Genomic DNA, 15,765 nt, shown 5'->3' with positions numbered 1-15,765 from the left:
ATACACATACCTCGAAGCACATACAGTGCCCTTGTTTAATACAGGGCTATTTTTTTCTTAATTCAGCTATTTTTTTGTTTTGAAATAAGAGAAAAATTGAGTAAGCCCAATATTAACATACAAATAACGTCTCAGTGATAGGAATTGCCTTTTATCATCATCGAGAAAAGAGATGATACTTTGAGATACCCCACAGAATCTACAATAATTGCTGTTGTTATTACTCCGTTTCGCTAATCTTGATTTTCATAATTAAATACGGGTAAGCCAAGCTTATAGCGGATAGCGAGTAGCCGAGCCGTGAGTCCGGCAACAAGCGTAATAATAATCACGACATCTTTAGGGAGTGGCGTGTAAAACAGTAATCCCATGTAGAGCCAAGCGGCACCAAATGCGACACCCGCATAGATCTCTTTTTGGAAGACGAGGGGAATGGTATTACACAGCATATCACGTAAAACGCCACCAAAAGCGCCGGTGATCACGGCTGCAATGGCAGCAATAATAGGACCATATTCCATATCGAGTGCAATTTGGGCACCGATAATAGAAAAAACCATCAATCCGATGGAGTCTAAAATGAGAAATAATCGTCGTAGGTGTTTCATCATGGGGGCGACCCAAATAGTGATCACCGCAGCACAAGCTACTGTGACAATATACTCAGGGTGTTTGACCCAACCTAAAGGGTAGTGACCAAGAAGAATATCTCTTACTGAACCACCACCAATAGCAGTGGCTGATGCAATGATGATAACGCCAAAAACATCCATTTTACGGCGACCAGCGGCAAGAGCCCCTGTCATGGCTTCTGCGGTAATACCAATAATATAAAGAACACTAAGTAACATGATTTTTTAATTTTTTGACTGTTTAGTGAGGGTAGAGTAATCACCTTGCGAAAAAGTCTCGACTGAGTTTTTTTAGTGCCAGGTAAAATCAATTAGTTTTTATAATGTGGAAATTTATTTCCCGATAAGGATAACTATGTCTTTTCAGGAACAACAGATTACATTTGATAGTCGTCATCATCAGTTAACCAATATAAATGTTTGGACACCAGATAGCCAGTGGTTAGTTTATGATGTACGTCCCAATGGTGGATCTTTTACAGGATTAACCATAGAAAAAATTCATGCGAAAACAAAACAGCAACAGATAATTTACACCGCCACTCAAGGCGCTCATGTTGGGGTTGCCACAATCAGCCCTGTGGCACCGGTACGTTATGCTTTTATTCATGGCCCAGAAAATCCCGATGATTTATGGCATTATGATTTTCATCACCGTCGCGGTGTGATTGTTAATGAGCAGGAAGATCTTGGTGCAGTTAATATCGATGCTTGTTCCCTGACATCGCCTTATCAAGCTGGCGCGTTACGTGGTGGAACCCATGTGCATGTGTTTAGCCCTGATGGTACACGTTTAAGCTTTACTTATAATGATCACATAATGCATGAGTTAGGGCGCGAGTTCGATCAACGTAATGTTGCAATCGCAGTGCCACTCAAAGCCGTTAAAGTTGCGAAAAAGCACCCCCGTGAGTATGACGGTGAATATTTCTGTACCCTAATAAGCCAAACAGTCGCTTATCCACAAAAGGGCAGTGATGAAATTAATAAAGCCTATGAAGAGTGTTGGATAGGTAAACAAGGTTATACCAAAGCTGATGGCTCACAACAGCGTTGGGCTATTGCTTTTATTGGTGATACGGTCAGTGAAAGTGGTGAGAAGGTCGCTGATATCTTCTTAGTTGATTTGCCAGATGATGATCATGCTTTCAGTCTAGAAGGTGATAAACCTCTGGCAGGAACAGAGACGACGATGCCAGCTCCTGCACAAGGGATTGAACAAATTCGCTTGACGAATACCCACCATAGAAAATATCCCGGTGTTTTAAATCAACCTCGTCATTGGTTAAGAAGTTCACCGCAAGGAGATGCGATTGCTTTTCTGATGAAAGATGATGATGGTGTTGTCCAGCTATATACCGTTTCGCCAACTACCAAAGCGATTAGACAGGTCACTTTACAGCAATGGGATATTCAATCTGCATTCACTTGGAGCCATAGCGGAGAATATCTCACCTTTATTTGTGATAATAGTGTGATGTTATGTAATGCTAAAACAGGTGAATTAACGCGATTAACTGATAAAACAGCACAAGCACCAAGTGGTGACGCAGTCGTATTTTCACCTAATGATCAGTATATTGCTTTTATGCGTGATATTGATGGTTATCGGCAAATATTTACGGTAGAAAGTGGGTTATAACGTTTTTTTATTGTGAAAGGTAACTGATTTTGATGTTACCTTTTCTATTATTAATATACATATTATTCAAATAAAAATTAAAATATTTATTTGTCTTGATTCATTTTATTGGTTTTTATAAAGCTAATTATCATGTTAAAGTTAACTTATTGTTTTAATAATAGTTATTAGTGATTAAAAATTAAATATATTTTAATGGATATAAAATATAACAATGGAATTAAATTTATGCTGGTGGAATATAGGAATATCTCCACCGACAAAATCAAAACAGAACGTCAAGACTGAAAAAGTTGGCTTAGCGAAAAAATATCTTGAAGAACTTATCATTAAAAAAACACTTGATATCATTGCGTTGAGTGAGGTTTCTGAAAATGAAGGCTACGCTTTTAAGCAGTTGGCAACTCAATTAAAAATGGGTTATATCGATCTCTCAGGGAAAATAGGACGAATTATTATTGATATATCATTAATATATCAAATGAATAAACTAGAGTTTATTTCAAGTAAGTTTTTAACTAAACTCCAGCCTGATAATAGAATGGTAAGGGTAGGCGTTGCTGTTGTATTTAAAGAAATCGAACATCAAAAAATAATCACCCTTTTTTTATCACATTGGCCATCAATATTAAGTGCTAATGATACAACTCGAGAAGTGGCAGCTGCAGGATTAAGAAGTAGTATTAATAAACTCTTTGAAAATAATGGAGATGATGTTCAGTTTATTTGTATGGGGGATTATAATACAGAGCCTTATTCTAATGCGATGCTTAATATATTGTATGCGACAAGAGATTATCATTTAATAAAAAAGAAAAGAAAACTATTATTTAACCCATTTTGGTATCTCTTATCTGATAAGAAGACTAATAATTTAGGTACATATTATTATAATTCCGCATCTATTAATCGTTGGTATGTGTTTGATCAAATGATTTTTTCTTCATCATTTTTATATGGAAAAGAAGATTGTTTTAAATTAGATCTTGAACAGCTTGATTTTTATCGCGTCCTAAATGATGATAATCACTGCCTTGATGATATCTTTTTTAAAAAATTTGATCATTACCCCATATTTTGTAGGATCTTCCATGAATGATGAACATAAGATATTCGAAAAAATAAAAGCTTCACTCAATAGAGCATCTTTTATTATTGATCTACGAAGTAAGATAGAAGATAAAATCAGTGCAGTGGTCAAAAAGCTAGAAGTGATCACCAATAATAAAGTTAAGGTATCATTTGAAGATAATAATAAAAGTAATATTCATTTTATAAATAGTGAGCGCCTTGTTTATATTAATAATGCTGATTTAAGTAAAGAGGGTGGTTTTATACTATTTGGTTATAGCTTTAGTAAAATAAATGGCTTTCCTATTGAGATAGAAACGGAAATAGAATCTTTTCACGCAGAAGATATTGAAAATTTATTACATATTATTGTTAATATTATTGATAATGAGTCTATCAGGATCATCGAACTTACTCATCATACTATTTATAATAAATTGATTAATCACCAATAAAAAACCGGCACTGCTTTCGCAATGCCGGTTTTTATTCTTTTGAGGAAACTAGATGAATAATATTTTTTTATCTATTAAATGCAGAAGTCGTAGTGCTGCACCATTGGGCTTAATTTCGTTTCTTTCCCACTTAGAAACGCTTTCTTTAGTCATATTCAATATCAAAGCAAGGGAAGATTGAGAGATATTATTTTGCTCACGGATCCTTTTTATATCTTCACCTGTCATAGGGGTAGGATGTTTATACTTAGCTTGTAATTCTTTCGCTTTTATTCTGGCGGCAATTCGTTTAGTTGTACTGCCATCAGTGACTCCTGCATCTTCCATTTCTTGTGCAAATTTTAGCATTTCTTTCATTTTATCAGTCATATTTAACCTCTGTTAAAAGGCCTAGTGCAATCATTTTATCTATTTTATTTTGATTTGCATTGAAGAGATCTTTTGCTAGATCTTTATAGGACTCAAGTTCATCATCTGTGATCTCTTTGGTTTTTTTAGAGCTTAAACTCGATTTTTTCCAACCATCAGCAAAGAATAAATTATTCCCTTGCTTATAAAATATAATTGTTCTAATTCCGCTACTTTTACCTTTTCCTTGGATACAGGCACGTTTCTTGATAACACCACCACCTAGATCTGCCTCAAATTGTCCTGCAAGGACTTCGGTAGCGATAGCGATTAGTTCTGCATTCGTAAGCGTTATTTTTTTGAAACTATTTTTGAACATCTTTGTTTTATAAATAACCATCACGTCCTCTGTGGTAGTTTTTACTATAGTAAATTTTATCACTCAATCATAGAATGTAAATGGGTATTTTTTAATCGTTTTTTATTTTAATTTTAAGTAAAAAAACCGGCACTGCTTTCGCAATGCCGGTTTTATGTTGTTGTATGGCTAAGTTTTATAACTTATTGTAAAACAGAAATATCAGCGACTTTTAAGAACAACTCGCGTAATTCATGTAGCATGGTTAAACGGTTGACACGAATTTCTTCGTCTTTATCCATTACCATCACTTTATCAAAGAAGTTATTCACAACATCGCGTAAAGAGGCGAGTTCAACTAATGCTTCTTGGTATTTACGTTCAGCAAATAGAGGGGCTAGCTTATCTTGTAGCACAGAAAGATTAGCCGCTAGCTGAACTTCTTCAGGCGCTTTTAGCACCGAGGCTAATACTTTATCGTTGAGCTTAACATCTGCTGATTTTGCTAAGATATTAGAAACACGTTTATTGGCTTCGGCTAATGCAGCTGCTTCTTCTAAGGTTCGGAAGTAAGTAACGGCTTTTACACGAGCGTTAAAGTCAGCAGGTTGTGTTGGGCGGCGCGCTAATACCGCTTGAATAGTATCAATACTATAACCCAGCTCTTGATACCAAGCACGGAAACGACCTAGCATAAACTCTACGACATCACTGACGACATTTTTGTTCGTCAGTTTGTCACCATATAGGCGAGCCGCTTCTTGGGTTAATTCTTCAATATCTAATGGTAAATCTTGTTCAACAATAATACGTAGCACACCAAGGGCAGCACGACGTAAAGCGAAAGGATCTTTATCCCCTTTAGGATGTTGACCAATACCAAAGATACCTGCCAGCGTATCCATTTTTTCTGCTATAGCGACAGCACTTGCTACTGGATTAGATGGTAGTGCATCACCTGCAAAACGTGGTTGATATTGCTCTTTTAATGCGACAGCAACTTCTTCATCTTCACCATCATGGCGAGCATAATGCATCCCCATAACCCCTTGGGTATCGGTGAATTCAAACACCATATTGGTCATTAAGTCACATTTTGATAATAAACCAGCACGTGTTGCTTTATTGACATCAGCACCCATTTTCTCAGCAATAAAACCGGCGAGAGCTTGAATACGGTCTGTTTTGTCGCGTAGAGAGCCTAAATCTTTTTGGAAAAGAACAGTTTCAAGGCGTGGTAAGTTATCTTCTAAACGCTGTTTTCGGTCAGTTTTAAAGAAGAATTCCGCATCCGCTAAACGAGGGCGAACCACTTTTTCGTTACCACTGATTATCTGTTGAGGATCAGAGGATTCAATGTTAGAAACGAAAATAAAGTGAGGTAATAGCGCACCTTGTTTATCGTAAACAGGAAAATATTTCTGATCGCCTTTCATGGTGTAAACCAATGCTTCAGCCGGAACTTCAAGGAATTTTTCCTCAAATTTTGCCGTTAACACCACAGGCCATTCAACTAATGAAGTGACTTCTTCAACTAGGCTGTCACTTAAATCAGCGACACCACCTAGTTTTTCAGCCGCAAGACGTGCATCATGAAGAATGATGGATTTACGGTTTTCGTAATCGGCAATGACCTTACCACGTTCATAAAGGATTTCAGGGTACTGGTCTGCATTATCGATAGTAAATTCAGCTTCACCCATAAAACGGTGGCCACGAATAATACGAGCGCTTTGTACACCTAAGATTTCACCGTCAATGAGGGTATCACCCAATAATAAAGTAACAGTATGCACTGGACGCACAAAATGCGTTTCTTTATCACCCCAACGCATTAATTTAGGGATAGGCAGTTTTGCCAGTGCATTGCTTACCATACCAGCCAGTAGTTGGTTAACGGCTTCGCCTTTAACTTCAGCACGATAAAAGAGCCATTCACCTTTATCCGTTGATAAACGTTCCGCTTGGTCAACAGTGATGCCGTTACCTCTAGCCCAACCTTCTGCGGCTTTAGTTGGCTTACCTTCAGCATCAAATGCTTGCGCTATAGCAGGGCCTCGTTTTTCAACGATCCTATCTGCTTGAGATTTCGCCATATTCGCCACTTTGATGGCTAAACGACGAGGAGCGGCAAACCAAGATACATCACCATGAGTAATATTGGCGTTATCCAGTTCAGCCGTAAAATGGGTCGCAAAAGATTCGGCTAAAGAACGAAGCGCTTTCGGCGGTAACTCTTCTGTGCCGATTTCCACAAGGAAAGTCTCAGTTGTCATAATAGCCTCTTACTTTTTACACATAGGGAAACCAAGCGCCTCACGGGAAGCATAATAAGCTTCAGCGACGGCTTTGGTTAAAGTACGGATACGTAAAATATAGCGTTGACGCTCTGTAACAGAAATCGCTTTACGTGCATCCAATAAGTTAAAAGTGTGACCTGCTTTTAAGATACGTTCGTAAGCAGGTAAAGGCAGAGGTTTTTCTAACTCTAACAACTCACGAGCTTCTTTTTCATATTGTTCGAAACAAGAGAATAAGAAGTCAACATCTGCATATTCAAAGTTATAAGTTGATTGTTCCACTTCATTTTGGTGATAAATATCGCCGTAGGTGGTTTTACCTAGTGGGCCATCACACCAAACTAAGTCATAAACGCTATCAACGCCTTGAATGTACATTGCCAGACGCTCTAAACCGTAAGTAATTTCGCCAGTGACGGGTTTACACTCTAATCCGCCAACTTGTTGGAAATAGGTAAATTGCGTCACTTCCATGCCGTTGAGCCAAACTTCCCAGCCTAATCCCCAAGCACCTAATGTTGGGTTTTCCCAGTTATCTTCAACAAAACGAATATCATGGATAGTAGGATCTAATCCTAATTCTCTTAAAGAGCCAAGATAAAGCTCTTGGATGTTATCCGGTGATGGCTTGATGATAACTTGGAATTGGTAATAGTGCTGTAGACGGTTAGGGTTTTCACCGTAACGTCCGTCAGTTGGACGGCGTGATGGTTGAACATAAGCCGCTGCAATAGGCTCTGGACCTAATGCTCGTAAACAGGTCATTGGGTGTGAGGTACCTGCTCCTACTTCCATATCTAATGGTTGAACAATGGTACAGCCCTGACGAGCCCAATAATCCTGTAATGTCAGGATCAGCCCCTGAAAGGTTTTGGTATCAAACTTTTGCATGTTATATCCGCATGGCGATACATAGAATAAAAAGAAAGGTTTCAGTATACCTTCTAGACGAAAGATATACAGCAAGGAATACGGGCAATTTTCTCTTGATCAAAAAAATAGTGCCTTAATCGTTGTTATGACTATGCTCAAATAGCCAGAATGATTTTTTCTTAGTCTATTTACATGTGTTTTTATACAGTATATAAAGAGCGATATCAATTGTATGAATAACACCTATAAAGAACAAGGAATGTAGCAAATGAATAAACAACGTTGTGATTGGGTAACTCAAGATCCTGAATATCTCGCATACCATGATAATGAATGGGGAAAACCACAGCGAGATAAATACAAACTTTTTGAGATGATCTGCCTTGAAGGACAACAGGCAGGTTTGTCGTGGTATACCGTATTAAAGAAAAGAGCGGGATTTCGTCGTTGCTTTTTTGATTTTCGTCCTGAAAAAATAGCACTAATGACTGAAAAAGATGTGGAAACACTACTACAAGATCCGTCTATTATTCGTCATCGTGGCAAAATTAACGCCATTATCAATAATGCGCGTGCCTTTTTAGCGATGGAAGCTCAGGGTGAAGATTTCAGTGAATTTATTTGGCAATTTGTTGATGGAAAACCCATTGATAACCAGTGGCAGACTATTTCACAGGTTCCTGCTTTTACTGAAATTTCAGATGATATGGCTAAGGCGTTAAAGAAAAAAGGGTTTAAATTTGTTGGTACTACCACCTGTTATGCATTTATGCAAGCAGTAGGCATGGTTAACGATCATATACTCTGTTGTTTTTGCCGGCAATCTCAGCCGGAAAGTAGTATTAAATAGAAGAATACTAGTTTAGTTATCTTTAATTGGATTTAAAACTGAATTTATATTTCAATATTGGTTTTAAGGTTGGTGTTGATATTTAAGTATACATCTGTTAACGGTTGATGCTGAGTCCGGCTCACGGTATGGTGTTTATCTAATGAAAAACGACAAAGAAGATCCTGCAAAGATGACTCAACTATCACGATTTGGGCAAAAATTTGCTCGCCACTCAGGTATTTCTCGCTTGATGCAAGACTTAAATGAAGGAATACGTACACCAGAAGCGGTGATGTTAGGAGGAGGAAATCCTGCCCATATTCCTGAGATGGACAGCTATTTTCACCAATTATTACAAGAGATGGTGAATAATGGCTCATTAAGTGATGCCGTATGTAATTACGATGGGCCACAAGGTAAAGATGCGATGCTCAACGCCTTGGCTATTTGTTTAAAAGAAAAATTAGGATGGAATATTTCCGCTAAAAATATTGCGCTTACTAACGGCAGTCAAAGTGCTTTCTTTTATCTTTTTAATTTACTCGGTGGCCAATCTGCTGAGGGTAAAAAGCGCAAAATTCTTTTTCCCATCGCTCCGGAATATATTGGATATGCCGATGCCGGATTAGAAGAAGATTTGTTTGTTGCGAATAAACCCACTATTGAAATGCTACCTGATGGACAATTTAAATATCATGTAGATTTTGAACATTTAACGATAGGTGATGATATTGGTGCTATTTGTGTTTCTAGACCAACAAATCCAACAGGTAATGTGATCACTGATGATGAAGTAAAAAAGCTGGATGCCTTAGCGAAAAAACATGATATCCCACTGATTATTGATAATGCTTACGGCGTGCCCTTTCCGGGGATTATTTTTTCCCAAGCAACTCCCCACTGGAATGACAACACCATTCTTTGTATGAGCCTCTCTAAGCTAGGATTACCGGGGGCTCGTTGTGGCATTATTATCGCTAATGAAGAGCTTATTACTGCAATCACGAATGTGAATGGCATTATTAGTCTTGCCCCTGGAGGTATTGGCCCTGCGATGGCATTAGAAATGCTCAAACGTGATGATTTAATGCGATTATCCCAAGAGATAATTAGATCTTTTTATCATCAACGAGTACTTGAAACTATTGATATTATTCGTCGCTATCTACCTAAAGAGCGTTGCCTTATCCATAAACCGGAAGGGGCTATTTTCTTGTGGCTTTGGTTTAAAGATTTACCAATCTCAAGTGAAGAACTCTATCGGCGTTTAAAAAAACGTGGTGTATTGATGGTTCCTGGTCACTATTTCTTTCCAGGCTTAGAAGAGTCGTGGCAACATGCACATCAATGTATGCGAATGAATTATGTACCAGAGCCTGCATTAATTGAAAAAGGAATAAAGATCCTATCGGAAGAGATAGAACGATGCTTATCGCCAGAATAAATAAGTAATAAAAATGCCCCTTCAGCGAGAAGAAGGGGCAAAGACAATAACGAGGACTTTTGAGCATAAGTTTGACGGAAAGAAATTGATTACTAAAAGTTAGCAATCCGTCTCAATCTAAATTTCTTAGCACGAGCGCTATTAAAACAGATAATAATAAAATCGATGGCTTAAATAAGCCCCTTTTAAGCCCTTTATTATCCTTCTGTAAAGTGAAATTAAGCATTTGATAACAAATTGACTGCAACCATTTAATATATCTATTAAATTCGCTACAAAGCCCAAATAATCAGTGCCATTAGTTGTGGCGTGATGATACGTAAAAACATAGCTAAAGGATAAACCGTGGCATAAGAAAGTGCGGCAGCACCGCTATTTTGATGAATAGAATTAGCGAATGCTAGAGCGGGAGGATCAGTCATCGAGCCTGCAAGTACGCCACATAGGGTAAGGTAATTTAACTTAAAAACGAGACGAGCCATTATACCGACTATCAATAATGGGAGTAGTGTGATCGCGATACCATAGCCAATCCAACTTAACCCTTGTCCATATATTAAGGTATCAATAAACTCGCCACCGGAATTAAGGCCAACCACAGCTAAAAACATGACGATCCCGAGTTCACGTAGTGCAAGATTAGCACTTGGGGGCATAAACCAATAGAGTTTCCCGAAAGTACCAATACGGCCTAAAATCAAGGCCACGATCAGCGGCCCGCCAGCAAGGCCTAATTTTAGTGCAACAGGGATCCCCGGAATAAAAATAGGGATAGAGCCTAATAAAACCCCTAAACCAATGCCAATAAAAACAGGCAACATCTGTACTTGTTCTAATTTTTGTCGTGCATTACCCAAAAGTACCGTAATTGCTTCTATGGCCCCAGGTCTACCCACAACATTTAAAATATCGCCAAACTGTAGCATACTGTTATTACTAGGAATTAATTCAATTCCAGCTCGATTTAATCGTGTGATAACAACATCATATTTTCTTTTTAAATCGAGATCTTTTAATCGTTTACTCAATACTGCGTCATTCGTGACAACAATGCGCACAGATTGTAATTGATGGGTTGAGGTAGAAAGTGAAGCATCTACTTCTTCGCCTAAAATAAGGCGAACCTTATTGAGATCTTCTCTTGAGCCGACAATATGCAGTAAATCGCCTAACTGAATAATAGTGGAAGGCATCGGAACCATAATATCGTCGCCACGTTTCAAACGTGAACAGACAAGGGCATCTTCATTGAGTAGTGGGATATCTTGCATTAATAAGCCATCTAAATTGGGATTGCGAATGGCAATGTTAATGGTATGCAGTGTCTCTTTAGTGCTGTTTTGCTGATGGTTAAAGTGTTTTGCTTCTCGCTCTATATTGATTTTAAATAGCACGCGAATAAACCACATGACCAAAAGAATGCCACAAATTCCCATGGGGTAAGCCATAGCATATCCCATTCCCATTTGACTGATTATGGCTGGATCAATATTAAGGTCGGTGAGGATTTGTTGCCCTGCACCTAATGAAGGCGTGTTCGTTACCGCACCAGAAAAAATGCCAAGAATAATGGGGAGTGGCACATTAAATAAGTGATAAATAAAGGCTGTTACTAGTGAACCAAGTAAAATAATCAAAATGGCAAAGGCATTGAGCTTAAGCCCAGATACACGTAAAGAAGAGAAAAAACCGGGGCCGACTTGGATACCAATGGTATATACAAAGAGGATAAGGCCGAATTCTTGAATAAAATGGAGTATCTGTGTGTTGAGCACCAGTCCATAACGTTGAGCTAAATGGCCGACAATAATCCCTCCAAACAGCACTCCGCCAATTCCTAAACTGACCCGATAGATTTTAACGTTACCTATCCAAAGTCCTAAGGCGCCTGCTAATGACAACATCACCATTGTTAATGCAATATCACTCATAAAACAGATCCTATGCCAAGTGAAATAGCCAAGTAACTTACTAGCTAAAACGATACATCTAGTTTGCCAAAAAGATAAAAAAACGCTGTGTCTTATTGCACAAATTCAGCATATATAACGATCAAAAAAATAAAAAAGATAAATATTCAGTTAAAATATTTATTTAAAATGAATAGGGTTGAATTTTAATATCAGTGAAACATAATAATTTATAACATCAGAATTATTATATAAAATGAGTTTATTTTTAGATTAAATTAATTACCTGTGTTATTAAAAATAAACCCCTTAGATCTTCTTTTTCTTGTCCTAACAAGGAAAACAGGTTTAACTATGTAATAAAGGTGTTTAACCCTAACGGCTTTTTATAGGTGCTCTATGAGATCCATAATCATTAACAAGTTAATACTAGCGACGTTTATGCTATCACTGACAGGGTGCTCAAGTGTTATGACGCATGCAGGCCCTAATAACGAGCTTTATTCAGGAACAAAAAATAACGTTAATATGCTTTCTGATGATGAAACAGGGTGGGCAATGAAACCGTTAGTTATTCTTGATCTTCCTTTTAGTGCGTTATTAGATACTTTATTGCTTCCTTATGATTATTATACACAACATGATGACAACAGTGATAATTCACCTAAAGAAAGGATAAAAAAATTAGGTAGCACTAATGATACACTTAATACTGGAAATAAAACCTAATTATTATAAATAAGACTAAATATAATCACTTATTTATTATTTAGTCATTATTTATATTTATTTTTTTGCTGTAGCTTCTTTTGGACCAAACATCTTGTTAAGGTTATCAAGCTCTTGCATTCCTTTTTCACAAATTGCTTTTTGCTCTTTTAGGGTGGAAGAACTGATCAACTTTTTATTTTGTTCAAAATTACCTTTTATTTCAGGCATGTTCTGTTTTAAGTCATCTCTAGTAGCAATATATTGTAAGAATTTATCGGCTTCTTTAAAGTAAACCCGACAAGTTTGTGATGTAGCCGCTTGGACTGAAAATGTGGTGACGAATAAAAGTAATGTGCTAATGCCCCAACGTGATTTCATGCTCTAAATTTACCTAACTGATTTGACATAGGGTAATTATATAAAAAGTGCATGAAATAAACGATAACAATAAAGAATAAATTTGTCATTTTTCATGATGTTTTCTGATAACTGTAAAGAAAAATAGCTGTTTCATATAACTTAAGTAAAAGTAGGGTTTATGATGCGGTTAATTTCAGCAATAGTGCTAATAAAAAGTTAAAAATCAGTCGTTTTGGTTGAAAACCATACGAACAGTTGGGAGATAAGAAAAAAGTATTGACGCTTTGGCTTTCTGGCAGTAAGATGCACCTCGTTTTCGGCGAGTAGCGCAGCCTGGTAGCGCAACTGGTTTGGGACCAGTGGGTCGGAGGTTCGAATCCTCTCTCGCCGACCATATTTAGAAACCCCGCTTTTTTAAAGCGGGGTTTTGTCGTTTTAAGGCATCTCTTTATAAATAATCGCTTATGATTTTTTACTCTCTGATCTGATAAGTCGACATAGTTGCATTATTGGTAACTGTGTAGGTAAGTCAGAGTAAAAAGACGGTTTTTATAAATCTTTTTTGTTTCTCTTTACATATACATAGCACTCCTATTTCCGGTGATAAGAGTGTAAATTGAATGCGTATTGAGTTGTCTATTTTAATCTATTGTATTTTATGGTGTTGTGCTTTTTTTCTGTAGCGAATGAAAGTCATATCGATCCCCCTGTACCAGTAGATTTACCGACAGAAACACAACTTAGAGATCAATTACTACAACAAAATGACAATGTCTCTTTAGTGAACTTAGCACCACAAAATAAAAGGGAATTTATCACACCTTCTGTGCATTGTTTTTCAATCAAACAGGTAAAACTCCATCATCTCGATGAGTTTTCTTCCCCATCACTGCAACGCCAAGTGGCAAAATGGCAAGCTGAATTAGTTGGGCATTGTCAGTCACAGGCATTGTTAGAACAAGATATCAATATTCTGAATGCGCTGCTTTATGATGCAGGTTATGTGACCAGTGAGGTGGGTAAAGTTGATCTTTATGCCGATGACGAGGTATTGGATATCACATTAAATGTCGGGAGAGTGCAAGACATTGTTTCCGAAGCCCCGACAGATAAACGCTATTTGATTTCACAGGCAGTGCCTGTCAAAAAAGGTGATGTTTTAAACGTTAAAGATATTGAACAGGGGGCTGACAATTTCAGATCCCGTCCTAATAGTAATGTCAAAATTCAGATAGAACCCTCGTCAAAAGAACATGAGTCAATTATTTCTCTTTCTCAAGTGGGAAAAAGGACAATGGCAGGCTCGGTATCGATTGATAATAAGGAGCAGAAAATTTACGGAGATCTATTTGGTACTACAAGGCTAAGCTTTGGTAATCTAGCGCAACTTAATGATACTTTAATGGTTATTCTTTCAAGTCAACTCGATACCTTAAAATCAAGAGGCATCAAAAAGCAGATCTTTTTATGGCAAGTACCTTATCATTATTGGCGTGCGACATTATTTGGTTATGATATTGGTTCAAAAATGAGAGTCTCTGAAGTGACAAAAGAGTTACAAAAAACGCGTCAACAGCTTCTTTCTTTTGAGATCCAGCGCCAATTTAGACCTTCAACACAGCGTACGGTGACTTTAAGTGGTGGAATACAATATTACACTTATCGCAATGAAGTGTCAGGCTATCGCTTATCAGTCCATGAGCGTCGCAGTCCTTATGTTAATGCGGGTATTGAGCAAAATTATCGCTTTATGAGAGGGGGTTACCTTAATGCTAAACTTCATTATAAGCAGAGTGTTTTTATTCCTGGCGCAAGACTATCACCGATAGATTCCCTTAATGGTGTACCCATTTTTAATCTTAATTTTGATGCATTAATTCCTTTTAAAATCACTTCACAGCAATTTTTTTATCAACCAGAAATGATATTTCAACTGACTCGCTCAGATATTGATGGATTACTTGATAAAGCAACCATTGGTGGTCTGTATAGCGTGTATGGTTTTGAGTCCGGCAAAGGTTATTCTGATGCCAATCAGTTTGTTTCCCGACATAAAGTTACTTGGCTTACACCCTTGAATAACCAAATGCTATTTTCCGCCATAGATTATGGTTCCGTTTCAGAAGATAGAAAAAAAATTTTTTATAATAAAAATAAATATTTAGTTGGTGCGGCAATAGGATTAGAAGGTAGCTTTAAGAAACTAAGTTATCAGTTAGTATGGAGCATACCGTTATCAGCCCCTTCTAGTCGAGAAGCAACAGGATCGCAGTTTAATTTTAATACCCAATTTAACTTCTGATTATGGTGATTTATTTTATATTTTTTACTACTGTTTTTATAAATTATTTAATAAATAACTATAGATTATTGGCTTATATAGCATACTAGTAGTCAAAGAGAGAAAAAGGTATTTTTCTCTCTTTGGATTAACGGAGTATTGCGCTGATTATCTTCTATATACTGGTGTTATTCTTCGCTACTAACAGAATAAACCACCCACTTCTTTGTTTCATTTCAATATATTCGTTTAATATTTAAGCGTTCAATCACAAAATATCGTTTTTTTTAAATAGTCATTTAACTTAAGACTTACTTAATGTGTGGTTTAATTCTCTACCATTAAATCAATTTGTCCAATTTTTATCCTGTAATTGTTTGGTATTTGTTTCGTTTATGTTTGCAACTTGTTCATTTTGGCGTAAAGCCCCTTATTGACGGAAACGAATACAGTTGGTTAATTGAACAATGACAAAATAAAAAGGTATTCCGTTTTTAAACAGGAAACCAAAAAACACAACAGAATAATGACGGAGAATAATGATGAGA

Annotated in this window: 14 protein-coding genes and 1 tRNA gene; 8 read left to right on the top strand and 7 right to left on the bottom strand. The window is 37.1% G+C overall.

Features of this window, described 5'->3' with window-relative positions:
- Positions 1–233 precede the first annotated feature (233 nt).
- On the bottom strand, positions 234–851 hold the full coding sequence (locus tag ACYUCW_RS00075) for a trimeric intracellular cation channel family protein (protein WP_004246822.1): 618 nt from the start codon (positions 849–851) through the stop codon (positions 234–236).
- Positions 852–987: 136 nt separating this feature from the next.
- Here ACYUCW_RS00075 and ACYUCW_RS00070 point away from each other — a divergent pair, with 136 nt between their 5' ends.
- From ACYUCW_RS00070 to ACYUCW_RS00060, 3 genes are all read left to right on the top strand, one after another.
- Positions 988–2,274 (top strand): DUF3748 domain-containing protein, encoded by a 1,287-nt coding sequence (locus ACYUCW_RS00070; RefSeq protein ID WP_004249090.1) that lies wholly within the window; start codon positions 988–990, stop codon positions 2,272–2,274.
- Between the two features lie 214 nt (positions 2,275–2,488).
- The gene (locus tag ACYUCW_RS00065; RefSeq protein WP_004249091.1) at positions 2,489–3,373 is read left to right on the top strand and encodes an endonuclease/exonuclease/phosphatase family protein; all 885 of its coding nucleotides are present in this window, start codon (positions 2,489–2,491) and stop codon (positions 3,371–3,373) included.
- Positions 3,366–3,800 (top strand): hypothetical protein, encoded by a 435-nt coding sequence (locus ACYUCW_RS00060; RefSeq protein WP_004246827.1) that lies wholly within the window; start codon positions 3,366–3,368, stop codon positions 3,798–3,800. Before ACYUCW_RS00065 ends, ACYUCW_RS00060 begins: the two co-directional genes overlap by 8 nt.
- A 48-nt stretch (positions 3,801–3,848) precedes the next feature.
- On the opposite strand, the gene ACYUCW_RS00055 is transcribed toward ACYUCW_RS00060, so the two are convergent.
- The 4 genes from ACYUCW_RS00055 to glyQ form a co-directional block, all read right to left on the bottom strand.
- Entirely contained in the window at positions 3,849–4,169 is a 321-nt protein-coding gene (locus ACYUCW_RS00055; protein ID WP_004246828.1) for a helix-turn-helix domain-containing protein, read from the bottom strand.
- Complete coding sequence (locus ACYUCW_RS00050) at positions 4,162–4,548, bottom strand: type II toxin-antitoxin system RelE/ParE family toxin (protein ID WP_004249093.1); 387 nt, start codon at positions 4,546–4,548, stop codon at positions 4,162–4,164. The genes ACYUCW_RS00055 and ACYUCW_RS00050 overlap by 8 nt, the downstream gene beginning before the upstream one ends.
- Before the next feature lie 161 nt (positions 4,549–4,709).
- A complete protein-coding gene (gene glyS, locus ACYUCW_RS00045) occupies positions 4,710–6,782 on the bottom strand; it encodes a glycine--tRNA ligase subunit beta (protein WP_004249094.1) in 2,073 nt (690 codons plus the stop codon).
- Between the two features lie 9 nt (positions 6,783–6,791).
- The gene (gene glyQ / locus ACYUCW_RS00040; protein WP_004246832.1) at positions 6,792–7,697 is read right to left on the bottom strand and encodes a glycine--tRNA ligase subunit alpha; all 906 of its coding nucleotides are present in this window, start codon (positions 7,695–7,697) and stop codon (positions 6,792–6,794) included.
- Positions 7,698–7,947: 250 nt separating this feature from the next.
- Here glyQ and ACYUCW_RS00035 point away from each other — a divergent pair, with 250 nt between their 5' ends.
- Positions 7,948–8,529, top strand: coding sequence for a DNA-3-methyladenine glycosylase I (locus ACYUCW_RS00035; protein ID WP_004246833.1), 582 nt, complete (start codon positions 7,948–7,950; stop codon positions 8,527–8,529).
- A 172-nt stretch (positions 8,530–8,701) separates the two neighbouring features.
- Positions 8,702–9,955: a valine--pyruvate transaminase gene (locus ACYUCW_RS00030; RefSeq protein ID WP_036908872.1), complete on the top strand. Its 1,254-nt coding sequence runs from the start codon at positions 8,702–8,704 to the stop codon at positions 9,953–9,955.
- Between the two features lie 272 nt (positions 9,956–10,227).
- Here ACYUCW_RS00030 and ACYUCW_RS00025 read toward each other — a convergent pair whose 3' ends face one another.
- Positions 10,228–11,886 (bottom strand): putative transporter, encoded by a 1,659-nt coding sequence (locus ACYUCW_RS00025; RefSeq protein ID WP_004249096.1) that lies wholly within the window; start codon positions 11,884–11,886, stop codon positions 10,228–10,230.
- Positions 11,887–12,264: 378 nt separating this feature from the next.
- Here ACYUCW_RS00025 and ACYUCW_RS00020 point away from each other — a divergent pair, with 378 nt between their 5' ends.
- Positions 12,265–12,594 carry a YceK/YidQ family lipoprotein gene (locus ACYUCW_RS00020; protein WP_004246836.1) on the top strand — a complete coding sequence of 110 codons (330 nt, stop codon included), beginning with the start codon at positions 12,265–12,267 and terminating at the stop codon, positions 12,592–12,594.
- A 57-nt stretch (positions 12,595–12,651) separates the two neighbouring features.
- Here the strand turns inward: ACYUCW_RS00020 and ACYUCW_RS00015 are convergent, their stop codons facing one another.
- The gene (locus ACYUCW_RS00015; protein WP_004246838.1) at positions 12,652–12,954 is read right to left on the bottom strand and encodes a DUF5339 family protein; all 303 of its coding nucleotides are present in this window, start codon (positions 12,952–12,954) and stop codon (positions 12,652–12,654) included.
- 299 nt (positions 12,955–13,253) lie between these two features.
- On the opposite strand from ACYUCW_RS00015, the gene ACYUCW_RS00010 reads away from it, so the two are divergent.
- Both ACYUCW_RS00010 and ACYUCW_RS00005 read left to right on the top strand, forming a co-directional pair.
- Positions 13,254–13,330, top strand: a tRNA-Pro gene (locus ACYUCW_RS00010).
- A gap of 264 nt (positions 13,331–13,594) precedes the next feature.
- Positions 13,595–15,238, top strand: coding sequence for a ShlB/FhaC/HecB family hemolysin secretion/activation protein (locus ACYUCW_RS00005; RefSeq protein WP_460408012.1), 1,644 nt, complete (start codon positions 13,595–13,597; stop codon positions 15,236–15,238).
- Positions 15,239–15,765: the final 527 nt, after the last annotated feature.

The organism is Proteus sp. MB838, assembly GCF_054767435.1.
This window is presented reverse-complemented; position numbering and strand designations above follow the sequence as displayed.